Origin of the sequence: Bradyrhizobium sp. URHD0069 (assembly GCF_000701345.1) — a bacterium.
In the GTDB taxonomy this organism is placed as follows: Bacteria; Pseudomonadota; Alphaproteobacteria; order Rhizobiales; family Xanthobacteraceae; genus Bradyrhizobium.
In genome coordinates this window covers 99791-123084 of record NZ_JNIJ01000018.1, presented here as the reverse complement: position 1 = coordinate 123084, position 23294 = coordinate 99791, and the positions used below count along the sequence as shown (strand labels likewise).

The following is a 23294-nucleotide window of genomic DNA, read 5'->3' as shown; positions in this document are numbered from 1 at the left end:
CCAACCGTCATTGCGAGCCAACGGGTCGGCGCGAAGCGCCGCCCGATGATAAACTCCGCGAAGCAATCCAGTGTCGCAAAGAAAGCTGGATTGCTTCGTCGCTTCAAGGAGAGAGTTCAATGGACGATCAAAAACGCAGAGACGACGGCATGGCCCAGCGCCGCAAGGTGCTCGGCGATGCCTGGGTCGATAAATCGATCGCCAACAGGAATTCATTCAACGCCGAGTTCATCGACCTGATCACCCGCCATGCGTGGGGCGAGATCTGGACCCGGCCGCATTTCGACCAGCGTACCCGGCGCGTGCTTGTGATCGGCACCATGGTCGCGCTCGGCCAATGGGATGAATTCCGCCTTCACGTGCGCGCGGCACTGACGGAAGGCGGCTTCACACCTGAGGACATCAAGGAGATTCTGCTGCAGCAGGCGATCTATTGCGGCGTGCCTGCGGCCAACCACGCCGTCAAGGAGGCGTCAGCGATTGTAGGGGAGTTGGGATTGCTGAAACGATAGATCGCCGACAACCGCGTTGCGATCGACCTGCGGCTGAGCGGCCTGGGCGGGACGCTCGACCAGCAACACGATCGCGGTGCCGAGCAGCATCAACAGTTCGGTCGCATGTAGCCTTAGCGCCGCGGTCTCGCCTACCTGCGATGCCATCACCATGCTTGCGAAACTGATCACGCTGCCGATGCCGAGCGCCATGGCCAGCGCTTCGTCGCAGCCTCCGGTCCTGCGGATCGAAGCGCGGGTGATGAACACCAGGAAGATCGCAAAAAACGCGACGACGGTGAGCCTGCCCAATGCCAATAGCCATGCGAAGCGGACGGTGGCCATCCCCGCCAGCTGCAGATGGTCGCTGATGAACAGCGCGACAGAAATACTCGGCCGCTCATAGAGGCCGTGGATCGGCGAAACCATGATCTTGAAGGCGACGATGGTCCAGGCCGGAATAAAGTACGCGGCCAGCAGCGCGCCATTGAATGAACTGATCCGCCAGTCTGTGGACATGTCGCTTCCCGCTTTTCCGCAGCTCCGAAACCGAAGCGGCGGCTTTGCGGCGAGCTAACGCGGTTAAACTGGGACCGGCAATTTAAACCCTTTGTTTACCTTAATGGCTGGACGACCGGAATGGCTGGACGACCGGACCTGCGTACCTTCGCCGCTGAAAATACACTGTTATGGCCGGGCTAGACTTCTGCGAAGCAGCGATGGACCCCCGCGTCATCCAGCGCGAAGACGCGCCTTGCGCCGGGGGCGACCATTGGGGGCTAGCCCCGGTTCAACCAATTTCGGTTCCGCCGGGATTTGGCGTGGCGGCGGCTTATCGCGACTGTGGCAGGCGGAACCGGGCTGAAAAAACTACTATGTACAAGCGCGTTAAGCCGCATCCTGCGCTGTTGCCGCTCCGGGTTCCCACTGTTAGAAAAATGAGATGACGCGTCGCTCCGGCTGCCTGGGCCATCGCCGCGTCGTCCACATAGCGGCAGTATATGGATTATTTCGCCCAGCAACTGATCAACGGCATTGTGCTCGGCTCGATCTACGGCCTGATCGCCATCGGCTACACCATGGTCTATGGCATCGTCGGCATGATCAATTTTGCTCATGGCGACATCTTCATGATCGGCGGCTTCATCGCGCTGATCTCGTTTCTGATCCTGGTCTCGATCGGCCTCACCGTTGTTCCGGTAATCCTGCTGATCGTGCTTCTGGTCTCGATGGCAATCACCGCGCTGTACGGCTGGACGGTCGAGCGCATCGCCTACCGGCCGCTGCGGCACTCGTTCCGCCTCGCGCCGATGCTCTCGGCCATCGGCATGTCTTTCGTGCTGACCAATTTTTCGCAAGTGACGCAGGGCGCACGGGTCAAGCCGGTGCCGCCGATCATCACCGGCGGCTACACGCTGCATGAGGGCAGCGGCGGCTTCGTGGTGCAGCTCTCCAACGTGCAGATCATCGTCGTCGTCACAACCGTGGTGCTGCTCGCGATCTTCACCTGGCTGGTGGCGCGGACCCGGCTCGGCCGCGACATGCGCGCCTGCGAACAGGACCAGACCATGGCCGCATTGCTCGGGGTTGATGTCGACCGCACCATCTCCATGACCTTCGTGATCGGCGCCGCACTCGCCGCGGTCGCCGGCATGATGTATCTTTTGTATTACGGCCTTGTTGATTTCTTCATGGGCTTTGTCGCCGGCATCAAGGCGTTCACCGCGGCCGTGCTCGGCGGCATCGGTTCGTTGCCCGGCGCGATGCTGGGCGGGCTCGCCATTGGGCTGATCGAGACGTTGTGGTCGGCGTATTTCTCGGTCGAATACAAGGACGTCGCGGCGTTCTCGATCCTGATTATCGTGCTGATCTTCCTTCCGACCGGCCTGCTGGGCCGACCCGAAGTTGAAAAAGTTTGACGGGCGTCGGCGTGACAGCACCCGCGCTCGAGGCAACGCAAGTATCGCGCGCGGCAGGCGTCGCCTTCATCTTCAAGAAAGCGGTGATCAGCGCCTTGGTAGCGCTGGTGTTGTTTTCCTTGATGATCGGCATCCGCACCGAGGCGGGACCAGCGGGACAACTGATCTATTGGACGAGGTTCGGCGATCTCGCCGCCATGGTCGCGACCGTATTCGGCGGCAGCATCGTCGTCGAACTGCTGCGGCAGTGGTGGGGACCGGTCGACACTGTCAGGATCGTTCCACCGCGCGTGCAAAGCACCCTTGCGCTCGCACGGCGCGCGATCGCGCCGGTGCTGTTGGTCTTCACCTTCCTGGTGCCCGTGATCTTCTACAATGAACGCTACATCCTCGATCTCGGGATCCTGGTGCTGACCTATGTAATGTTGGGATGGGGACTGAACGTGGTGGTCGGCCTCGCCGGGCTGCTCGACCTCGGTTACGTCGCATTCTACGCGGTCGGCGCCTATTCCTACGCGCTGCTGGCGACCACTTTCGGGCTGTCGTTCTGGGTCTGCCTGCCGCTGGCCGGCATTCTCGCCGCATTGTGGGGCGTGCTGCTGGGTTTTCCGGTATTGCGCCTGCGCGGCGACTATCTCGCCATTGTTACGCTGGCGTTTGGCGAGATCATCCGCCTTGTCATCATCAACTGGCAAAGCCTGACCGGCGGCCCGAACGGCGTCACCGGTATTCCCAGGCCGACCTTGTTTGGCATTCCGCTGACGCCGGCCGATGACGGCCTTGCCGCCAGGCTCGGCATCGAATTTTCGCCGACCCATCGCATCGTGTTTCTGTTTTATCTGATCCTGGCGCTCGCGTTGCTCACCAACTGGGTGACGATCCGGCTGCGCCGCCTGCCGATCGGGCGCGCCTGGGAGGCGTTGCGCGAGGACGAGGTCGCTTGCCGTGCCCTCGGCATCAACACCACCACAACCAAGCTGACGGCATTCGCGACTGGCGCCATGTTCGGCGGTTTCGCCGGTGCATTTTTTGCGACAAGACAAGGCTTCATCAGCCCGGAATCCTTTACCTTTCAGGAATCGGCCCTGGTGCTCGCAATTGTCGTGCTCGGCGGCATGGGCTCGCAGCTCGGCGTCGCGCTTGCCGCGCTCGCCATGATCGGCGGCTTTGAGTTGTTCCGCGGTCTCGACCAGTACCGCATGCTGGTATTTGGGCTGGCGATGGTGCTTCTGATGATCTGGCGGCCGCGCGGGCTGATCGGCCACCGCGCCCCGACCGTGTTCCTGCGGCACAGTCACGCCATTTCATCCGACCTCGTCAAAGAGGGTCACGGATGAGTGGCGATTGCATCCTCACCATCGATCATCTGACCATGCGCTTCGGCGGCATCGTTGCGGTCCACGACCTGTCGTTTGACGCCGAGCGGCGCAAGATCACCGCGCTGATCGGACCGAACGGCGCCGGCAAGACCACCGTATTCAACTGCATCACCGGCTTCTACAAGCCAACCAGCGGCACCATGCGGCTGACGCACGACGACCGCCGGGACATCCAGCTGGAACGGCTGAATGATTTCCGGATATCCAAACAGGCCAAGGTCGCGCGCACCTTCCAGAATATCCGGCTGTTTCCCGGCATGACCGCGCTCGAGAACCTGATGGTCGCGCAGCACAACGCGCTGATGCGGGCCTCGGGCCTGACCTTTCTCGGGCTGATCGGCGCGCCATCCTGGCGCACAGCGGAAAAGCGCGCGATCGATCAGGCAACGCTCTGGCTCGATCGCATCGGGCTCATCGACCGCGCCGACGATGCCGCCGGCAACCTGCCCTATGGCGATCAGCGCCGTCTCGAAATCGCGCGCGCGATGTGCACCGAACCCGCACTTCTCTGCCTCGACGAGCCGGCCGCCGGACTAAACGCGCGTGAAAGCGCCGCGCTGAGTGAATTGCTGCTTTCGATCCGCGCCGACCACGGCGTCTCCATCCTGCTGATCGAGCATGACATGTCGGTGGTGATGGAAATTTCCGACCACGTCGTGGTGATGGATTACGGCGTGAAAATCGCCGAAGGCACGCCGCAGAACGTCCGAGACGATCCCAAGGTGATCGCGGCCTATCTAGGCGCCGATGAGGAAGAAGCGATCGCCGTGATGGAGAGCGGAACGTGAGTGCGTCATCCGCCGCACCCTTGCTCGCGATCCGCGGTCTGCGGGCCGCCTACGGCAAGATCGAGGCGCTGAAGGGCGTCGATCTCGACATCGCCCCCGGCGAGATCGTCGCCTTGATCGGCGCCAATGGCGCCGGCAAGTCGACGCTGATGATGACGATCTTCGGCAAACCGCGCGCCCGCGCCGGGCATATCCAGTTCGACGGCCGCGATATCACCGCTGTGCCGACTCATCAGATCGCGCGGCTGCGCATTGCGCAGGCGCCGGAAGGCCGCCGGATTTTCCCGCGCATGAGCGTTGCGGAAAACCTGCAGATGGGCGCCGACGCCACCGATGGCAGCGAAGCCGAGCGCGCCGCCGGGCTCGAACGTATCTTCACCCTGTTTCCGCGCCTGAAGGAACGCATGACCCAGCGCGGCGGCACTCTGTCCGGCGGCGAACAGCAGATGCTGGCGATCGGCCGCGCGCTGATGAGCCGCCCTCGCCTCCTGCTCCTGGACGAGCCCTCGCTCGGCCTGGCGCCGCTGATCGTGCGCCAGATTTTCGACGCAATCCGGACCCTGAACCGGCAGGACGGCCTTACCGTGCTGATCGTCGAGCAGAACGCCAATCACGCGCTGCGGCTGGCCCATCGCGGCTACGTCATGGTCAATGGCCTGATCACCCTGAGCGGAACCGGCAGTGAGCTACTGCAGCGCCCTGAGATCCGCGCTGCCTATCTGGAAGGCGGACGGCGGGGATAAAGCATCAGCACTGCGGCAAGATGCTGCGAACGGATCGTGGATTTGCCCGAACTTTGCCGATGACTTCACGGCAAAATCAGCTGACAATGGCCCCTATTGACCAACCCGGCCTACCGGGTACTTCCCGTAGCGATCACCGCGAGGACTCCTCATGAAATCACTGAAGCTCATCGGCCTGGCATTGGGCGCATCGTTCGCGCTGTCGACAGCAGCGCTAGCGCAGGACATCGCCGTCGCAGTGGCTGGCCCAATGACGGGTAGCGAATCCGCGTTCGGCCGGCAGATGAAGAACGGCGCCGAACAGGCGGTGGCCGACCTCAACGCCGCGGGCGGCGTGCTTGGCAAGAAGCTGGCACTGCAGGTCGGCGACGACGCCTGCGACCCCAAACAGGCGCGCTCGATCGCAGAAAAATTCGCCAGTTCAAAAATTCCGTTTGTCGCCGGGCATTTCTGTTCGTCGTCGTCGATCCCGGCTTCTGAAGCCTATGCCGACGGCAACGTACTGCAGATCACGCCGGCCTCGACCAATCCGCTGTACACCGAGCGCAAGCTCTGGAACGTGGCGCGCGTCTGCGGCCGCGATGATCAGCAGGGCCTCGTCGCCGCCGAATACATCATGAAATTTTACAAAGGCAAGAACGTCGCCATCCTGAACGACAAAACGACTTACGGCAAAGGCCTCGCCGACGAAACCAAGAAGGCGCTCAATAAAGCCGGCTTTACCGAAAAGATGTTCGAATCCTACAACAAGGGCGACAAGGATTTTAACTCGATCGTCTCGCGCCTGAAGCGGGACAATATCGATCTGGTCTATGTCGGCGGCTACCATCAGGAGGCAGGCCTGATCCTGCGCCAGATGCGGGATCAGGGTCTGCAGACCGTGCTGATGGCGGGCGATTCCATGAACGACAAGGAATTCGCCTCCATCACCGGACCGGCCGCCGAAGGCACGCTGTTCACTTTCGGTCCCGACCCGCGCAACAAGCCGACCGCGAAAGCCATCGTCGAGAAGTTCAAGGCCAAGAACATCGATCCCGAAGGCTACACGCTCTACACCTACGCCGCGATGCAGGTCTGGTCGCAGGCGGTGGCAAAGGTCGGCTCGACCGATCCGAAAAAGGTGATGGACGCGATCAAGGCCGGCGAGTGGGACACAGTGCTCGGCAAGTTGGCCTTCGACGCCAAGGGCGATATCAAAGCGGTCGACTATGTCGTCTACAAGTGGGACGCCAAGGGCAACTACGCGGAGATCAATCCGAAGGGCTCTTGAGGCTCGGTCGATTCTGTCGCGACATCCAACGCCCCGGTTCGCCGGGGCGTTTTTGTGTGTAGAGCAGCAATGCGCTTCGATGAGGTTGACCGGAGCACGGCCGTGCAGTCATCTGCGTGCCGCAGGGTACATGCGATGAAAAACCTACTCACCGACATATCCGGCGTCCGCGTCGGTCACGCCGATGACGCCACGCTGGCGTCCGGCGTCACGGCGGTGATTTTCGACAAACCTGCAGTGGCGGCAATCGATGTGCGCGGCGGTGGCCCCGGCATTCGCGAGGCTGCGGTGCTCGAACTCGCCAACACGGTCGAACGGATCGATGCTATCGCGCTCGCGGGCGGCTCGGCGTTCGGGCTCGAGGCTGGCGCCGGGATGCAGGCCTGGCTCGCCGAACAGGGGCGCGGTTTTGCGATACGCGGCGCGATCATTCCGATCGTGCCCGGCGCGATCGTGTTCGATCTCCTAAACGGCGGCGACAAGGCCTGGGGCCGCTTCGCGCCCTACCGCGATCTCGGCTACGCCGCAGCCGCGGCGGCCGCTACCGATTTCGCGCTCGGCAGCGCCGGCGCCGGGCTCGGCGCCACCACCGCGAATTTCAAGGGCGGACTAGGCTCGGCATCGGCGGCAACACCTGGCGGCGTCCGGGTTGCCGCGCTAGCGGTGGTCAACGCCGTCGGCAGCGTCACAGTCGGCGACGGACCGTGGTTCTGGGCGGCGCCGTTTGAGGCCGACGGCGAGTATGGCGGCCGCGGCATGCCGCAAGCGTTCACGCCGGGCATGTTGACGATGCGCCTCAAAGGCGGCACCGCCGCGACATCGGTGGAAAACACGACGCTGGCGGTCGTCGCGACCGACGCGGTGCTGACCAAGCCGCAGGCCAAGCGGCTCGCGATGATCGCGCAGACCGGATTTGCCCGCGCGATCTATCCGGTGCACGCGCCGCTCGACGGCGATGTGGTGTTCGCCGCCGCGACCTGCGAGAAGCCGATCGATCCCCTGGCCGGCCTCACCGAACTCGGCATGGTCGCGGCCAATGTCGTCGCCCGTGCTATCGCGCGCGGCGTCTACGCGGCGACCGCCCTGCCCTTCCCCGACGCGCTGCCAGCATGGAAAGATCGTTTCGGGTAAAGCGCTTTCAAGCGCAGTGGAGGCCGGTTCGGATCATCAAAGCGCATCAGATCAAGAAGCTAGATTAGGGCGCCGTTTCGATTCTTTCGAAACGGAAGCGACCTAGCAACGACATTGCCCTTAGGCGCTGACCGAAAGCGATGCCGCAGCGGAAGCTGAAATCGCCTTTGCCTCGCGCGCCATCATCTGCTCGATGAAATTGTAGGATGAGGTTGCGGAGCTGGATGCCGCCGTCGCCGCGGACGACGTCATCGTCACCTTTGAGCCGTCAGCATATGTCACCGTGGTCGAACCGTCGCTATTGGTCACCGACGTGCTGGAAGCACCTTGCAATGCCTGATCCCTACCACCCTTCAGCGCCGACGACATTTCGTCGAGGCTGACCGATCCGTCGCCATTGTTGTCCATTTTACTGAACACGTCGCCGGCCTTCGCGATGTTGGTTCCGCCGGCGCCGAGCGAGCTTTCAAATTCGGATTTGCTGACCTGGCCATTGCCGTCAGCATCGAGCTGCGAGAACAGGTTCTTTAAAGCGTCCGACCGGCTGGTCGGTGTCGCTGTGGTTGAGCCGGTCGACGATTGGCTTTGCGCCGCAAGCAGCGCGCTCATGGTGGCCGGCGAAATCTGCGAAAACCCGCCGGACCCGGACGCCGGAGTCGAGCTTCCCGAAGGCGAAGCGCTACCCGAGACATCGAACGGACTCGTCGGGGCCTGAAAACCGGTGGTTTGCGGCGCGGATGATTTCGATGAGGTCAGCGATTGGAGGGCATCCAATGCGGACGACACGGCGCCAAGGGCAAGCAGCATGGCAGAACTCCGACAAATGCCGCGTGGTGCGGCCTTGTACTTTCACACTGAAGGATCAGCAAACCCCGTGCCATCGTGAAAATCCAATGAAATGCGGGTTCTTTTTATCGCGAATGGCCGCCCGGCCCCGGCAATTGATGCAGCTGCGGCAGAATTTTCCACCCTCGCGCGCGGCCTGGCCTCGCATTGCCCCGAGGCTTGGCGCGTGTTACGCGAGGCCGTTCCGCAGGCTTCGAACATGCTCGGGAAAGCGCACATGGCTCAACAATTTGCGTCACGCCCTCTCGTCATCGCGCCGTCGATCCTGGCTTCCGATTTCGCCAAATTGGGCGAAGAGGTTCGCGCGGTGGATTCCGCCGGCGCCGACTGGATCCATCTCGACGTGATGGACGGGCACTTCGTCCCCAACATTTCCTATGGCCCGGATGTCATCAAGGCGATGCGCCCGCACACCCGGAAGATCTTCGACGCGCATCTGATGATTTCGCCTGTCGATCCCTACCTCGAAGCCTTCGCCAAGGCCGGCTGCGACCACATCACCGTACATGCCGAGGCCGGCCCGCACCTGCATCGCTCGCTGCAGGCGATCCGCGCGCTCGGCAAGAAGGCCGGCGTCTCGCTCAATCCCGCCACGCCGATCACGGCCATCGAATATGTCATCGACATGATCGATCTGGTGCTGGTGATGTCGGTCAACCCCGGCTTCGGTGGCCAGGCTTTTATTCCGTCCGCGCTTGGCAAGATCCAAGACCTGCGCGCCATGACCGCCGGACGCCCGATCGATATCGAGGTCGACGGCGGCGTCGGTCCGGATGTTTCCGGCCCCCTGGCCGCCGCCGGCGCCAATGCCTTTGTCGCGGGCTCCGCCGTGTTCAAGGGTGGCACCATGGAATCGTACAAGGCCAATATCTCCGCGATCCGTGGTGCGGCGGCGATGGCGCGGGGCGAAGCGATCTAGTGTGGCGGTTTCGACGATTCTCTTCGTCACTGCAGCGAGCCCACTAAGAGAAGCTTGATCAGCGAAATCACCTTAGCGATCTTGCGGATGAGTTCGTCAGTTTGCTAGTGCAATGCCATATTCGCTGTCGGTCCATATGCAATCAGGTTTGCGCACATTGAGCCCGAGCGGACGCCTAAAGCCGCCTGAAATCTATGACTTTTCGACTGTTGCGGAATCATTACACAGGCTGGGATTCTGTCACAAATTGCCGATTTGATGCGAGGAAAGTAGTCCTGCGGTGTAAGGGGTACTGCATTTCAAAGCTGCAAGCTTATTGGCTGTTTCATTAAGCCTTGGTGTTGTGTCGGGCGCTTCGGCCGCCGACCTGCCGGCGAAGAGCCGTCCTTACGTCGAAGCGCAGGTATTCTCATGGTCCGGTTTCTATTTGGGTCTGCATGCGGGTTATGGCTGGGGCTCAAACAACTGGAACTTGGTCGGGGTTCTTGAAAGTCCAACAATTATTGGCAACCCGCTAAAGCCTAAGACCGATGGCGTCCTAGGCGGCGTCCAAGCGGGCGCCAACTACCAGCTCGCAAGCTGGGTCTTCGGCATCGAGGCGGACCTGGCAGTCATGCACGGCAAAGGCAGCAGCGACGGCACGTTGTTACAGGCTGGTGGTGCACCAATCGGGATCACCTCAACGGCAACCTCTCAAATTGAGTGGCTCGCCCTGTTCACCGGCCGGGCGGGCTATGCTTTCGACCGCACACTGTTTTACGCCAAGGGCGGCGTCGCTGCGGCTGAGACCAAAGACAGCTTCAACCTGTTGCAAATGGCGCCGACACCCCAATTCATTGACTTCGGGTCGAAAAATAACACCCAGGTCGGCTGGACCATCGGCGGGGGTATCGAACATGCCTTCGCGCCCAACTGGTCGGCCAAGATCGAGTACAACTATATCGACCTCGGAACATCGTCAGAAAATTTCAACGTCCTCATTGCCGGTGCTCCCAGTACAACCCTCACGTTTCGGCAGGATATCGAACACACACTTCAGATCGTGAAGGTCGGCGCGAACTACCGGTTCTAAGTATCTCTGATACTTGTCACTTTCTGCCCGCCGCCGTGAGGCCGCGGGCAGATGGGCCGCGATCGGAACAACAACAGCGGCGCCGTGATGCCGGGATGGGTCACGCTCCACAGCGTCGCCATGCCGGCGCTATGGATACGCTCCCCGATCGTGAATCCAGCTGATGACCGCGCCGGGCTGAACCGAAGGCTTGGCCATCGCTCACCTCCCGGTCCGCAGGCGATCGGCTAACCAGAGCGGCAGGCCATTTTCGCGAATCCGCTTCGCCGCCGCTTCGACGTCGTAGGGCACGCGGCAATAACTGATTTCCCGGGAGCGGGTATCGAACATCGCAAACGAGGCCGCCGGATCGCCATCGCGCGGCTGCCCCACCGAGCCGAGCACGGCGACCCAGCGTCGATCGCGCAACAATTTCACTGGGACACCTGACGTCGGGACAAGGCTCGTCATCTTGGCGGCTGAAGACATTGAATAGAGCGCCGGCCTGTGGATGTGACCGCAGAATGTGATGTGCGCGGGTGTCGCAACGATGCTGCGCGCCGCGTCCGAGGTATCCTGGACATAGCGCCATCTCGCAGGTTGGCTGGCTTCGGAATGAACGTAGAGGCGATCGTCCTCCTGCAGCGTAAGCGGCAGCTCCGCCAGAAAACGCCGCTGTGTCGCGCTGAGCCTGTCGCGCGTCCATTCGATTGCGATCTGAGCCTCGACATTCATTGAATCCGTCGTGGTGGCGACGGCGTTGTCGTGGTTGCCGCGCACGGCCACGGCTCCGCGATCGACGAGCCCCATTACCGCTTCGACCGTCCATTCCGGATCGCCGCCATATCCGACGTAATCGCCGAGGCAAATGATCCGTTCCGCGCCGCGCGCCCGCGCGGCATCGAGACACGCACCAAAAGCCTGGCGGTTGGCATGGATATCCGCGAAGACGGCCAGCAGCACGCTTTCCTCCGCAGCAATCTTATCGGTTAGGCTTGGGCCGAATTTGACGGATATCAAACAACACGGCACCGCAGGGCGCGCAACTGGGCTGAAGATAGGGATAGGGATCGCGCAGAGGAGTTCGAACAGATCCGCGATCGCGCGGTTACGACGGCAACGGGGTTACGGCGGCACCTGCGCGCGGAGAGAGGAACTAGCGCTTACGCGGCGCTTCCAGACCTCTGAGCAGGAGCGCCAGCAAGGCGTCGATGCGGGCAGCGAGCGCCGGGTCGCTCCAATCCTCGGAATGAGCCGGATGATGAAAGCGGATGGTGGCGTCGAACAGCGCGCGCGCCGAGGTTTTGACGTCGGCGACCTGGAACGCGCCCTGCTTCACGCCATCGGACAAGATGTGCGCGATCTGATCGACGAGACCGTCCTTGTGCGCCTTCACCACTTTACAGGCCTCGTGCGCCAGCGCCAGATAGGTCGCGAACATCTCGGGATCGTCGCAAACCTTCTTGTGCTTGATCGCAAACATCGTGCGCAACCAGCGCTCCAGCCGAGCGGACGCCGGCCCCGAACCTTCCGCAATCTTCGCCAGGGGCGCATTGACACGCTCGAGCCAGCGCTTTGCCACCGCTTCGCGCAGCGAGACCTTGCTTGGAAAATGCCGGTAGACGCTGCCGTGGCTGACGTCGAGCGCGCGCGCCACATCCACCACGGTCGCCTTCGCCAGCCCGAAGCGGCGCAGCACGTCCTCGGCGACCTCGAGAATTCGCTCCGGGGTCAGAACTACTGTTTCGTTCATGCGCGCGCCATCCGCTGGTCGCTGTCCAGATCTACTTAACGGGTTAATTTTGCTGCCTGCGCCGCAAGGTGGCGGGCCACGCGTTCGTTTAGCCAGCGCTGGATTTCGGCGGAAAAATAAAAGATTTCGATAGCCATGGGGTAGTCCTCTGCACGTCCGGGGCTCGCGACCGATCGGCCAACGAGCCAAGGTGACGCCTTAAGCAACAGCGCCAAATTGTATATAGCGCATCTTGCTGACAGATTTCAATATCTGTCATTCAATGTTTCGTGAGTTGAGAACGGGCGCGGGCGGCCTGGCCGTCAGATGCCCCCCGCTGGCGCAAGGCGGGTGTTTCCGGCGGGCGTTTGTCTCACCGGGGCTGCTCTGCTAAAGCGCGGGCGTACCCCTAACAGTCAGAGTCGTCGATGCTATCGCGCTACGCCCGTCCCGAAATGACCGCCATTTGGGAGGCCCAAACCCGCTTCAGGATCTGGTTTGAGATCGAGGCGCATGCTGCGGATGCGCTTGCAGAACTTGGCGTGGTTCCGAAAGAGGCCGCGAAGGCGGTCTGGGACAAGGCGCGCGACGTCATTTTCGACGTTGCGCGGATCGACGAGATCGAACGCGAAACCAAGCACGACGTCATCGCCTTCCTGACGCATCTGGCGGAAATCGTCGGCCCGGAGGCGCGTTTCGTTCACCAGGGCATGACCTCGTCCGACGTGCTCGACACCTGCCTCAATGTGCAGCTGACCCGCGCCGCGGACCTGCTTGTCGACGACATCGACAAGGTTCTGGCGGCGCTGAAGAAGCGCGCCTTCGAGCACAAGATGACGCCGACCATTGGCCGCTCCCATGGCATTCACGCCGAACCGGTGACCTTCGGGCTGAAGCTCGCCTACGCTTACGCTGAATTCAGCCGCGCCCGCGCCCGCCTCGTGACTGCCCGCACGGAGGTCGCCACCTGCGCGATTTCGGGCGCCGTCGGCACCTTCGCGCAAATCGATCCGCGCGTCGAAGCCCATGTCGCAAAAGCAATGGGGCTGGTACCGGAACCGATCTCGACCCAAGTGATTCCGCGCGACCGCCACGCGATGTATTTTGCGACGCTTGGCGTGATCGCATCATCCGTCGAGCGGCTTGCCACCGAAATCCGGCATTTGCAGCGCACGGAAGTACTGGAGGCGGAGGAATTTTTCTCCGAGGGCCAGAAGGGCTCGTCTGCGATGCCGCACAAGCGCAATCCGGTGCTGTCGGAAAATCTTGGCGGCCTTTCCCGCATGGTGCGCGCCTATGTGACCCCGGCCATGGAGAATGTCGTGCTCTGGCATGAGCGCGATATCTCGCACTCTTCGGCCGAGCGCATGATCGCCCCCGATGCGACGGTGACGCTGGATTTTGCGCTCAACCGGCTGGCGGGCCTGATCGACAAGCTGCTGATCTACCCCGAGAACATGCAGAAGAATCTCGACCGCCTCGGCGGCCTCGTTCACTCGCAGCGGATTCTGATCGCGCTGACGCAAAAAGGCGCCAGCCGCGAGGACGCCTACAAACTCGTGCAGCGCAATGCGATGTCGGTGTGGCGCGGCCAAGGCGACTTCCAGACGCTCTTGAAGAAGGACGCCGACGTGAAAAAATATCTCAGCGACGCCGAGATATCCGAGCAGTTCGATCTCGGCTACCATTTCAAGCACGTCGATACGATTTTCAAGCGGGTGTTCGGCGCAAGCTGATCGAAGCGGGACCATGGGCAGCGTTGTCGCCGTCAGCCTTCGTGCCGGCCATCACTTCAGCAAGACGCCAAGCCTGAGCATTCGCCTGCTCCAGGGATTGGGTGTCGCCGGCGACGCCCATATGGGCGAGACGGTCAAGCATCGCTCCCGCGTCCGTAAGGACCCGACGCAGCCCAATCTGCGTCAGGTGCATCTTATTCATGTCGAGCTGTTCAGCGAACTGCGCGCCAGGGGTTTTACGATAGAGCCGGGCGACCTTGGCGAGAACATCACCACGTCAGGGATCGACCTGCTGGCCTTGCCGACCGGCGCACGGCTGCATCTTGGCGCAGGCGCCTTGGTCGAGATCACCGGCCTGCGCAATCCCTGCATCCAGATCGACAAATTCCGGAAAGGCTTGATGGCCGCAACGCTGGACAGGGATTCGGACGGCAGTCTGATCCGCAAGGCCGGCATCATGGGCATCGTGATCGCCGATGGCGACGTCCGGCCCGGAGATGCCATTCGCGTTGAAGTACCGACAGCGCCGCACCGGCCGCTGCAGCCGGTCTGATCCATCAGCGCGGCGAGGTTTTTTCCAATGTGACCTCGGCGGTTCCGTGGTTATTCCACCGATAGAACGAGCCGTCCGGCACGCATTAACAACTGAATGGTAACCCCGGATCGGCTAAGATCGCACCGTGGCATCACCTCCGACGATTCTCGTATTCGATTCCGGCCTCGGCGGGCTCACGGTGCTGCGTGAGGTCGTCAGGGGGCGGCCTGACGCGCACTATGTTTATGTCGCGGACGATGCGTTCTTTCCCTACGGCCACCATAGCGAGGACCAGATCATCGCGCGGGTGGTGCCGCTGATCGGCGAATTGATCGCCGCGCATGCGCCCGATCTTGTCGTGATCGCCTGCAACACCGCTTCGACACTGGTGATGTCGCATCTGCGCAGCGAATACCAAGTGCCCTTTGTCGGGACGGTGCCGGCCATCAAGCCGGCCTGCGCGAATTCGAAAACAAAACGCGTGTCGGTGCTCGGCACCAAGGGCACCGTCAAACGCGAATACACCAAGGCGTTGATCCGCGATTTCGCGCAAGGCTGCGAAGTGACGCTGGTGGGTTCGCCGGAACTGGCCTCGCTCGCCGAAGCGGCATTGAGCGGCATCGAGGTGAGCGATCGGGATATATCGGCCGAAGTCGCACCGTGTTTTGTCGGGGATGGCGAAGCCGATTTGGCACGCACCGACACCGTCGTGCTCGCCTGTACCCATTACCCGCTGCTGATGGAGCGGCTGGTCAGGCTCGCACCATGGCCAGTGGACTGGATCGATCCGGCGCCGGCGATTGCCAGGCGGGTTGCGGATCTGCTTAGGCCGCCCGGCAGCGAAGTCGATCATGCCGGCGCCGAAATGATCTTCACTTCCAGGCGGCCGCACACGCTGAGCGGGGCGTTGATGCCGTTTTTCGGCGGCCGCGTCCCGGCATAAGTGCATGTTGATCTTCTCGATATCTTGCCGCGCTGCTAGCGTTTCAAACAACCGCCGTTCCCGATAGCCTGCCCAAAGGGAGCTTCCGATTTGACGTCCGCGACGCCTGCACCCCTCAATCGTCTTCGCAAACTGTGGCGAGAGGGGCGTCCCACGTTTGGAGCGATTGCCACAATCCCGAGCATTCAGACGGTCCAGATCATGGCCCGCTCAGGGTTCGACTGGATCATCGTCGACCTCGAGCACGGCCCGATTGATCTTGGCTCCGCGCACGCGATGATCGTGGCGACATCGGGCACGCCCTGCGTTCCGCTGGCGCGGATTGCCGCCAACGAGCCCTGGCTCGCCAAGGCGCCGATGGATATCGGCGCACTTGGAATCAATTTTCCGATGATCTGCAGCCGTGAGGATGCCGAAAAGGCCGTGCGCAGCGTGCGCTATCCGCCGCGCGGCGACCGGCTCTGGGGACCGTTCCATGCCCCGTTTCGCTGGGGCGTCTCGATGCCCGACTATATGGCGACCGCGGACGATGACATGATCTGCATGGTGACCATCGAGCATATCGAGGCGGTCGATCGTATCGACGAGATCATGGCAACGCCCGGCATCGACATCGCGGTGATCGGACCTGGCGACCTCGCCACCAGCATCAACAAGCGCGGCCGCCCCGACGATCCCGAAGTGCTCGCGCTGCTGGCGCGCGCCGAGGCCGGCATCCTCAAGAGCGGCGTCCCGATCGGCGGCGTGGCGCGCACACCCGAACAAGCCAATCAGATGATCGAGCGCGGCTATGTCGGGCTCGCACTGGGCTTCGACTGGTCGCTGTTTCAGCGCGGCATCGCCGCGAGTTTCGACGGGATCAAGCGCTGAAACCGCTCGTTCCCTCGAAGCAAGTTATTGAAAATATTTGAGATTCAGGTAGCGGCGATGACCAGGCCGCCTGCCCCGCCTGCGCCATCAACCAGAACCATCTGGCGTCCGGTCCGCCAGTTCGTGCTAGATCAGGGCTGGCGGGCGGGGCCATCCTGTTCCCCGGTGGCTATTTGCTGGAACCCGAGTGGAACGATGCGCGGTACGGTTCGAAAAATCTCGTTGCCGCGCCGGCTCGTCGCTGACCTCATGCATGCATCGGCCGGCGTGCCCTTTGTTTCGCTCACGCGATCTCTCAACGTCCGTCATCTGTTGGAGGCCCGCGCGCTTGCCGCGCAGCCGCCTGGCTGGGCTGCGATCTTCGTCAAGGCGTTCTCCCTGGTGGCGAGAGACCAGCCTGTGTTGCGCACGCTGTACACCAAGTGGCCATTGCCAAGTTTCTATGAACTGCCGCGCAGCGTCGCAATGGTTGCGATCGCGCGCGTCGAGGACGGCCAGGATTCCGTCCTGCCGCAAAAAATCACCGCGGCGGATACGTTGCCCGTGACCGAGGTCGACGCGCTAATCCGGCATGCCAAGCACGCACCGATTGACGAGGTGCCGGCTTTTAGGAAAATCCTTCGGGCGACGCGGCTGCCGTTGCCACTGCGCCGCCTGATCTGGCTGATTGGGCTCAATTTCGGCCGCCAGCGCGCCAATTATTTCGGCAGTTTTGGAGTGACCTCGGTCGCCGCTTACGGGGCCGGCGAGCTTCATGCGCTGAGCCCCGGGCCGTTTATCCTCAGTTACGGCGTGCTGGCGCCGGATGAGACCATCGACGTCGTGATCCGCTGGGATCATCGGATTACCGACGCGGCCTTGATCGCAAAGACCCTGATCCGGCTGGAACAGGTACTGAACACCGAAATCGCGGCCGAATTGCGTGGCCAAAGGCAGCAGGCGGAGCCCAAGCCGGTTCGGGCGGTCGCGACCTGATCGACGGGCCGGAACCGGCTTCTCAGCCGTCATTCCGGGACGATGCGAAGCATCGAACCCGGAATGATTATGTTAGGTCGATTTTGGCCGCCAAATCGGCGCCTTTTGTTTGACAGAACGGCAGTTTCTCCCTAGAAACCGCCTGCTCGCGGGCCGGTTTCGGCCCGCGATGCGTTTCGCGACCCGTGGTCGGTCCCTTCAAGCTTAAGGGGTTGGCCTGTCGGCTCCGGGAAATTCCCGGCGCACAGGAGGGCGCGTTTCCTCAAAACTCAAACCTTAGAAACGAGGACGCGATGACAAAGCGCAGTGAGGCGAAATACAAGATCGATCGCCGCATGGGCCAGAATATCTGGGGCCGCCCGAAGAGCCCCGTGAACCGCAGAGAATACGGCCCCGGCCAGCACGGCCAGCGCCGCAAGGGTAAGCTCTCCGACTTCGGCGTGCAGCTGCGCGCCAAGCAGAAGCTCAAGGGTTATTACGCCAACATTTCCGAGCGCCAGTTTCACGGCATCTACGTCGAAGCCGGCCGGATGAAGGGCGATACCGGTGAAAACCTGATCGGCCTGCTCGAGCGCCGGCTCGACACCGTGGTCTATCGCGCCAAGTTCGTGGCCACCATGTTCGCCGCGCGCCAGTTCATCAATCACGGCCATGTCAAGGTGAACGGCCGCCGCGTCAACATCTCGAGCTTCAAGGTGAAGGTCGGCGACGTGGTCGAGGTCAAGGAATCCTCAAAGCAGCTCATCCCGGTACTGGAAGCGGTCCAGCTCGCCGAGCGCGACGTGCCCGACTTCCTCGAAGTCGATCATTCCAAAATGACGGCGAAGTTCGCCCGCATTCCTGCTCTCTCCGACGTGCCGTTCGCGGTGCAGATGGAGCCGCATCTGATCGTCGAATTCTATTCGCGCTGATCGCTGATCATTGGCGTTCTTCGAGATCGAAGGCCCCGGTTTTGCCGGGGCCTTTTTTCTTTCGTCATGCCCGGCCTTGTGCCGGGCATCCACGTCTTTATGGTCGCAAATCAGCACCCAACACGTGGACGGCCGGGACGAGCCCGGCCATGACGTGGCTAGCGAAAAGAGAACTCGCCATGACCTACACCCCTGCCCCGCGCGATCCGAAACAGCTGCCGGTCCGCATCAACTTGTTGTCGGATACCCAAACCCGCCCCACCCCGGCCATGCGCGAGGCGATCGCGCGCGCTGAAGTGGGCGACGAACAGATCGGCGACGATCCGACCGTCAATCTGCTGTGCGAGCGCGTGGCCGATCTGCTTGGCAAGGAAGCCGCCGTGTTCATGCCCTCCGGCACCATGTGCAACGTCGCGGCGACGCTGGTCCATTGCCGGCCCGGCGACGAGATTCTGGCACATGAGACCGCGCATATCATCGCCCGTGAAGGCGGCGCCCACGCCGCGCTCGGCGGATTCCAGATCACGCCGCTGCCGGGCGCCGACGGACAATTTTCGCCCGCCACTTTTCGGGCAGCACTTCACCCGCGCAGCCGCTACCAGCCGCCGCAGACGGTCGTCAGCGTCGAGCAAACCGCCAACATCGGTGGCGGCACGATCTGGAAGAAAGCCGCTCTCGATGAGATCGTGCAAATCGCAAACTCCAACGGTCTCGCCACCCACATGGACGGCGCGCGGCTCATGAACGCCTGCGTCGCCACCGGCATCGGCGCACGCGAGATGGCGAAGGGGTGGGATTCGGCCTGGATCGATTTCTCAAAAGGGCTGGGCGCACCGGTCGGTGCTGCGATTGCCGGCTCGCGCGAATTCATCGACGAGGTCTGGCGCTGGAAGCAACGCCTTGGCGGCTCGATGCGTCAAGCCGGCATTTGCGCCGCGGCTTGCGTCCATGCGCTCGACCACCACGTCGACCGGCTGGCGGAGGATCACGCCAATGCCCGCGCGCTGGCGCGGGGGTTATCGCAAATCAGGGGTATCGAGGTGCAGCAGCCCGAAACCAACCTTGTCTTCTTCAGTCCCGACGGCGCCGGTGTGACCGGCGATGACATGGTCGCGCGCCTGCGTCAGCACGGCGTGCTGCTTGCCATGATGGACGGCCGTATCAGAGCCTGCACGCATCTGGATGTCACCGCTGCGATGATCGAGGAGACCGTCGGACTGGTGCGGGAAATTGCGCGGAGCGCGTAGAAGAGACTATCTGCCGAGCGCCTCATAGATCAGCGTCTTTAACTCCAGTTGAATCCGTCCGCGCTGCGACGGCGTCTGCGCCATGAAGACCGCGAACATGTCGTCCTTGGGATCGATAAAGAAGAAGGTGCCGGCGACGCCGTCCCAGCGATATTCGCCCAGCGGCCAGGAGGTCTTGGCCGGCTGCGCGGTGCGCACCGCAAAGCCGAGACCGAACCCGCTGGTATCGCCGGGAAAATAGAACTGGTCGCGCGCGATCTTTGTCTCCGGCCCGATATGGTCCGACGTCATCAAGGCGATCGTCTCAGGTTTGAGGTAACGCCTGCCGTCCAGTGTACCGCCGTTCAGCAGCATCTGCGCGAAGCGCGCGTAGTCGCCGATCGTGCCGATCATGCCCGCCCCGCCGGATTCCCAAGCCCGCGCCAGCATCGGGTCTCTGATTCCAGCCACCGGAGTGACAAAGCGATCATCAGGCATCGGCTCGGCGATGCGCGGCCGCTTCGCAGGATCCGCCACATAGAAGGCGGTTTCGGTCATGCCAAGCGGATCGAGCAGCCGCTGCTTCTCGAACTGAAATAGCGACAGTCCCGACACCACCTCGATGACGCGGCCGAGCACGTCGGTCGAATGGCCGTAGTCCCAGCGCGTCGCCGGCTGTTCAGCGAGCGGCAGCTTGGCGATGCGCGCAGCGAACTCGGCGTTGTCGAAATCGCCCTCGAACAAGCCGGAGTTCGCATAGAGTCTTCTCACGGCGCTGTCGCCATAGAATCCGTAAGTGAGACCCGAGGTGTGGCGCAGCAGGTCTTCGATCGTGATCGGCCGTTGGAGCGGCTCGAGCGCAAGTGCCGGTTTTCCGTTTTGATCGCGCGTCTCGACGCCGACTTTTACCTCACTGAAGGCCGGGATGTATTTTGAGACGGGGTCGTCCAGCCTGAGCTTGCCGTCCTCGACCAGCATCATGGCGGCGACGCTGGTAATCGGCTTCGACATCGAGTACAGGCGAAAGATCGTGTCCGCGGTCATCGGACGCTTGCTGTCGACGTCACGCACGCCGAAATTCTCGAAATAGACGGGATGACCGTGCTGCTGGATCAGAATGATGGCGCCGGGGATCTTGCCGGTCGCAATCTCGTTGCGGATATAGTCGCCGACGCGCTGCAATTTCGCGCGCGAGAAACTGCCGGCGGTGATAAGTGGCGAATCTGCACAGCCGGCGCTCGGTCGTCCGACAGCGATCGCGGCAATCAGGAGTGCTAGCGCCGCGACGCTGCGGCGGCGCGTGACGCCGTCAATTCTCCATCGCTTCATAGATCAACTTCTTCACCGCCGGCCGCATACGCTGGCGCTCCGAAGGCCAAATTCCTGGCTGGAGAATGTAACGGGCGGCTCAATCGGTACAAGGGCTGCCTAACTGAGCCATCGACTGTGCATGCAGCCGCGCACTCTCGTTCGAAAAGCAGCAGAAGATTACTCGACTGACCGCCGGCGCCGCGGGCAACACCCCGACGACCGTCGAGACCGCGATCCGTGCCGCACGATCGGCGGGGAACCGATAGACGCCGGTGGAAATGGCGGGAAAAGCAACCGAAGCAAGGCCATGGGTCCGGCACAGTTCGATCGCGCGGCGATAGCACGATGCCAGCACTTCATCTTCGCCCTGGCTTCCGCCATGCCACACCGGGCCGACGGCATGAATCACGTGCCGTGCAAGCAGCCGATGTCCTTTGGTGATTTTGGCATCGCCGGTGGCGCAGCCCTGAAGCTTGCGACATTCGGCCAGAAGCTCAGGTCCTGCCCCGCGGTGGATTGCACCATCCACGCCGCCGCCGCCGAGCAGCGATGTATTCGCGGCGTTGACGATGGCGTCAACGCTCAAGCTCGTGATGTCGGCGACGATGACTTCGAGCCGCGCAGAGCCGATCCGGCGCGCGGCCAGGCTCAGGCGGAGGCCGCCGCCGCGACGGTGACGCCCTTGTCGGCCAAGAGCTGCTGCAGCTCGCCGGCCTGGAACATCTCGCGGATGATGTCGCAGCCGCCGACGAACTCGCCCTTGACGTAAAGCTGCGGAATGGTCGGCCAGTTGGAATAGGTCTTGATGCCGTCACGTAGTTCGGCCGATTCCAGGACATTGAGGCCTTTATAGCCGACACCGATGTGATCGAGAATCTGCACTACCTGCCCGGAAAACCCGCACTGCGGAAATTGCGGCGTGCCCTTCATGAACAGCACGACGTCGTTCGATTTCACCTCGTTGTCGATAAATTGTTCGATGCTCATATTTGCGTCCTTTTGCGGCACAGCCCTTGGAGCGGCCGTCAGCCCCGTTTACCCTATACTGATCATATATGTATCCCAAACAGTTGTGCATCCAAAGTAAAATGGCGGGGAGCCGCGATGTGAAGGGGCCAGCCATAGCCGGCGAGCGCCGGCATCACGGCCCGGGGAGAGGCTTTTTTCCCGCATCGGAGCCCCTATCTAGGACAGGCTATTCCCGGGGAACCCATCTGCCAAAGCAACGTTTCTCTCCCCCTGACCGGAGATCATCGTGACGAAACCAGCATCCGCTGTGGCCACGCTTGCCGCCCCTTGCCCGTCATTATTCTCCGAGTCCGGCGACCTCGCCCAGGATTTGGTGGAAGCCTTCATCGCGGTCCGAAACGAGACCGAGCGGCGGGCCGCCCCGCTGACACCGGAGGATCAGCTGATCCAGTCGATGCCGGACGCCAGCCCGGCGAAATGGCACCGCGCCCATACCACCTGGTTCTTCGAGCAATTCCTGCTCGGCGAACACTGCGTGGGATACAAGGCGTTTCATCCCGATTATGCGTTTCTGTTCAATTCCTACTACGTCAGCGCCGGACCGCGGCATGCCCGTCATCAGCGCGGCCACCTGACCCGTCCCGGCGCCGACGAAATCACCGCCTATCGTCGACATGTCGATGCCGCCGTGGTGAAGTTCTTTCATGAGGCGGGGGAAGACACGCTGGCGGCGATCGCGCCGCTGGTGGAAGTCGGTCTCAATCACGAACAGCAGCATCAGGAATTGATGCTGACCGACATCCTGCACGCCTTTGCGCAAAACCCGATACCGCCGGCTTACGACCCTGCGTGGAAGTTTCCCGCTTCAACACATGCCGGCGACGATTGGCTCACGCTCAACGAGGGCATCCACAGCATCGGGCATGCGGGGGAAACTTTCCATTTCGACAATGAGAAGCCCGCGCATCGCGCGCTGGTCGGCCCGGTCAAGCTAGCGCGCAATCTCGTCACCAATGCCGAGTGGCTCGCTTTCATGAAAGACGGCGGCTACTCCACGCCGACGCTCTGGCTGATGGACGGCTTCGCGGTCGTGAGCAATGAGCAATGGCAGGCGCCGGGCTACTGGCGCGAGATCGACGGCGAATGGCAGGTCATGACGCTCGGCGGCTTGAAGCCGGTCGATCCGGCCGCGCCGGTCTGTCACGTCAGCTATTACGAGGCGGAGGCGTTCGCGCGCTGGAGCGGCAAACATTTGCCGACCGAAATGGAGTGGGAGGTCGCCGGGCGGGCCGGCCATCTTAATGACGCGTTCGGGATCGTGTGGCAATGGACCCGCAGCGCCTACGCCCCCTATCCCGGTTACCGGGCCATCGAGGGCGCGCTCGGCGAATACAACGGCAAGTTCATGGTCAACCAGCTGGTGCTGCGCGGCTCTTCGCTTGCAACCCCTGCCGGACATAGCCGTATCACCTATCGCAACTTCTTTTATCCCTATCATCGCTGGCAATTCACGGGACTGCGCCTGGCCAACTACGCCTGATTTCCATCC

The 23294-nt window shown here is 62.3% G+C and carries 24 protein-coding genes; 17 read left to right on the top strand and 7 right to left on the bottom strand.

Annotated features, from left to right (window positions below):
* The first annotated feature begins 119 nt into the window (after positions 1 to 119).
* Positions 120 to 512, top strand: a complete 393-nt coding sequence (locus N554_RS0112665) for a carboxymuconolactone decarboxylase family protein (RefSeq protein WP_029583802.1) — start codon at positions 120 to 122, stop codon at positions 510 to 512.
* On the opposite strand, the gene N554_RS0112660 is transcribed toward N554_RS0112665, so the two are convergent.
* Entirely contained in the window at positions 474 to 1010 is a 537-nt protein-coding gene (locus tag N554_RS0112660) for a hypothetical protein (protein WP_029583801.1), read from the bottom strand. The two genes, N554_RS0112665 and N554_RS0112660, sit on opposite strands and share 39 nt — an antisense overlap.
* Positions 1011 to 1492: 482 nt before the next feature.
* Here N554_RS0112660 and N554_RS0112655 point away from each other — a divergent pair, with 482 nt between their 5' ends.
* The 6 genes from N554_RS0112655 (at position 1493) to N554_RS0112630 (ending at position 7721) form a co-directional block, all read left to right on the top strand.
* Complete coding sequence (locus N554_RS0112655) at positions 1493 to 2410, top strand: ABC transporter permease subunit (protein ID WP_029583800.1); 918 nt, start codon at positions 1493 to 1495, stop codon at positions 2408 to 2410.
* An 11-nt stretch (positions 2411 to 2421) separates the two neighbouring features.
* Positions 2422 to 3747, top strand: a complete 1326-nt coding sequence (gene livM / locus N554_RS0112650) for a high-affinity branched-chain amino acid ABC transporter permease LivM (RefSeq protein WP_029583799.1) — start codon at positions 2422 to 2424, stop codon at positions 3745 to 3747.
* A complete protein-coding gene (locus N554_RS0112645; protein ID WP_029583798.1) occupies positions 3744 to 4577 on the top strand; it encodes an ABC transporter ATP-binding protein in 834 nt (277 codons plus the stop codon). The genes livM and N554_RS0112645 overlap by 4 nt, the downstream gene beginning before the upstream one ends.
* Complete coding sequence (locus tag N554_RS0112640) at positions 4574 to 5320, top strand: ABC transporter ATP-binding protein (protein WP_029583797.1); 747 nt, start codon at positions 4574 to 4576, stop codon at positions 5318 to 5320. The genes N554_RS0112645 and N554_RS0112640 overlap by 4 nt, the downstream gene beginning before the upstream one ends.
* Before the next feature lie 151 nt (positions 5321 to 5471).
* A complete protein-coding gene (locus N554_RS0112635; protein ID WP_029583796.1) occupies positions 5472 to 6590 on the top strand; it encodes a branched-chain amino acid ABC transporter substrate-binding protein in 1119 nt (372 codons plus the stop codon).
* A gap of 135 nt (positions 6591 to 6725) precedes the next feature.
* Entirely contained in the window at positions 6726 to 7721 is a 996-nt protein-coding gene (locus tag N554_RS0112630) for a P1 family peptidase (protein ID WP_029583795.1), read from the top strand.
* A 120-nt stretch (positions 7722 to 7841) separates the two neighbouring features.
* Here the strand turns inward: N554_RS0112630 and N554_RS0112625 are convergent, their stop codons facing one another.
* Complete coding sequence (locus N554_RS0112625; protein WP_029583794.1) at positions 7842 to 8528, bottom strand: EF-hand domain-containing protein; 687 nt, start codon at positions 8526 to 8528, stop codon at positions 7842 to 7844.
* A gap of 256 nt (positions 8529 to 8784) precedes the next feature.
* Here N554_RS0112625 and rpe point away from each other — a divergent pair, with 256 nt between their 5' ends.
* Positions 8785 to 9486 carry a ribulose-phosphate 3-epimerase gene (gene rpe / locus N554_RS0112620; protein ID WP_029583793.1) on the top strand — a complete coding sequence of 234 codons (702 nt, stop codon included), beginning with the start codon at positions 8785 to 8787 and terminating at the stop codon, positions 9484 to 9486.
* 316 nt (positions 9487 to 9802) lie between these two features.
* Positions 9803 to 10558 (top strand): outer membrane protein, encoded by a 756-nt coding sequence (locus tag N554_RS0112615; protein ID WP_197033564.1) that lies wholly within the window; start codon positions 9803 to 9805, stop codon positions 10556 to 10558.
* 201 nt (positions 10559 to 10759) lie between these two features.
* On the opposite strand, the gene N554_RS0112610 is transcribed toward N554_RS0112615, so the two are convergent.
* Both N554_RS0112610 and N554_RS0112605 read right to left on the bottom strand, forming a co-directional pair.
* Positions 10760 to 11500 carry a metallophosphoesterase family protein gene (locus N554_RS0112610; RefSeq protein WP_029583791.1) on the bottom strand — a complete coding sequence of 247 codons (741 nt, stop codon included), beginning with the start codon at positions 11498 to 11500 and terminating at the stop codon, positions 10760 to 10762.
* A gap of 193 nt (positions 11501 to 11693) precedes the next feature.
* Positions 11694 to 12290, bottom strand: coding sequence for a TetR/AcrR family transcriptional regulator (locus N554_RS0112605; RefSeq protein WP_029583790.1), 597 nt, complete (start codon positions 12288 to 12290; stop codon positions 11694 to 11696).
* A 407-nt stretch (positions 12291 to 12697) separates the two neighbouring features.
* On the opposite strand from N554_RS0112605, the gene purB reads away from it, so the two are divergent.
* The 7 genes from purB (at position 12698) to N554_RS0112565 (ending at position 19486) form a co-directional block, all read left to right on the top strand.
* Entirely contained in the window at positions 12698 to 14005 is a 1308-nt protein-coding gene (purB, locus tag N554_RS0112595; RefSeq protein ID WP_029583789.1) for an adenylosuccinate lyase, read from the top strand.
* 13 nt (positions 14006 to 14018) lie between these two features.
* Positions 14019 to 14558, top strand: coding sequence for an MOSC domain-containing protein (locus N554_RS0112590; protein WP_029583788.1), 540 nt, complete (start codon positions 14019 to 14021; stop codon positions 14556 to 14558).
* Positions 14559 to 14685: 127 nt separating this feature from the next.
* A complete protein-coding gene (murI, locus tag N554_RS0112585; RefSeq protein WP_029583787.1) occupies positions 14686 to 15483 on the top strand; it encodes a glutamate racemase in 798 nt (265 codons plus the stop codon).
* A gap of 90 nt (positions 15484 to 15573) precedes the next feature.
* On the top strand, positions 15574 to 16353 hold the full coding sequence (locus N554_RS0112580) for an HpcH/HpaI aldolase family protein (RefSeq protein WP_029583786.1): 780 nt from the start codon (positions 15574 to 15576) through the stop codon (positions 16351 to 16353).
* A gap of 195 nt (positions 16354 to 16548) precedes the next feature.
* On the top strand, positions 16549 to 17328 hold the full coding sequence (locus tag N554_RS0112575; RefSeq protein ID WP_029583785.1) for a hypothetical protein: 780 nt from the start codon (positions 16549 to 16551) through the stop codon (positions 17326 to 17328).
* 293 nt (positions 17329 to 17621) lie between these two features.
* Positions 17622 to 18239 (top strand): 30S ribosomal protein S4, encoded by a 618-nt coding sequence (gene rpsD, locus N554_RS0112570; protein ID WP_029583784.1) that lies wholly within the window; start codon positions 17622 to 17624, stop codon positions 18237 to 18239.
* A 179-nt stretch (positions 18240 to 18418) separates the two neighbouring features.
* Positions 18419 to 19486, top strand: a complete 1068-nt coding sequence (locus tag N554_RS0112565) for a threonine aldolase family protein (protein WP_029583783.1) — start codon at positions 18419 to 18421, stop codon at positions 19484 to 19486.
* 6 nt (positions 19487 to 19492) lie between these two features.
* Here the strand turns inward: N554_RS0112565 and N554_RS0112560 are convergent, their stop codons facing one another.
* The 3 genes from N554_RS0112560 to grxD form a co-directional block, all read right to left on the bottom strand.
* Entirely contained in the window at positions 19493 to 20794 is a 1302-nt protein-coding gene (locus tag N554_RS0112560; RefSeq protein ID WP_029583782.1) for a serine hydrolase domain-containing protein, read from the bottom strand.
* Positions 20795 to 20873: 79 nt separating this feature from the next.
* Positions 20874 to 21428: an O-acetyl-ADP-ribose deacetylase gene (locus N554_RS0112555; RefSeq protein ID WP_029583781.1), complete on the bottom strand. Its 555-nt coding sequence runs from the start codon at positions 21426 to 21428 to the stop codon at positions 20874 to 20876.
* Positions 21425 to 21763, bottom strand: a complete 339-nt coding sequence (gene grxD, locus N554_RS0112550; protein ID WP_029583780.1) for a Grx4 family monothiol glutaredoxin — start codon at positions 21761 to 21763, stop codon at positions 21425 to 21427. The genes N554_RS0112555 and grxD overlap by 4 nt, the downstream gene beginning before the upstream one ends.
* A 268-nt stretch (positions 21764 to 22031) precedes the next feature.
* On the opposite strand from grxD, the gene egtB reads away from it, so the two are divergent.
* Positions 22032 to 23285, top strand: a complete 1254-nt coding sequence (egtB, locus tag N554_RS0112545; RefSeq protein WP_029583779.1) for an ergothioneine biosynthesis protein EgtB — start codon at positions 22032 to 22034, stop codon at positions 23283 to 23285.
* Positions 23286 to 23294: the final 9 nt, after the last annotated feature.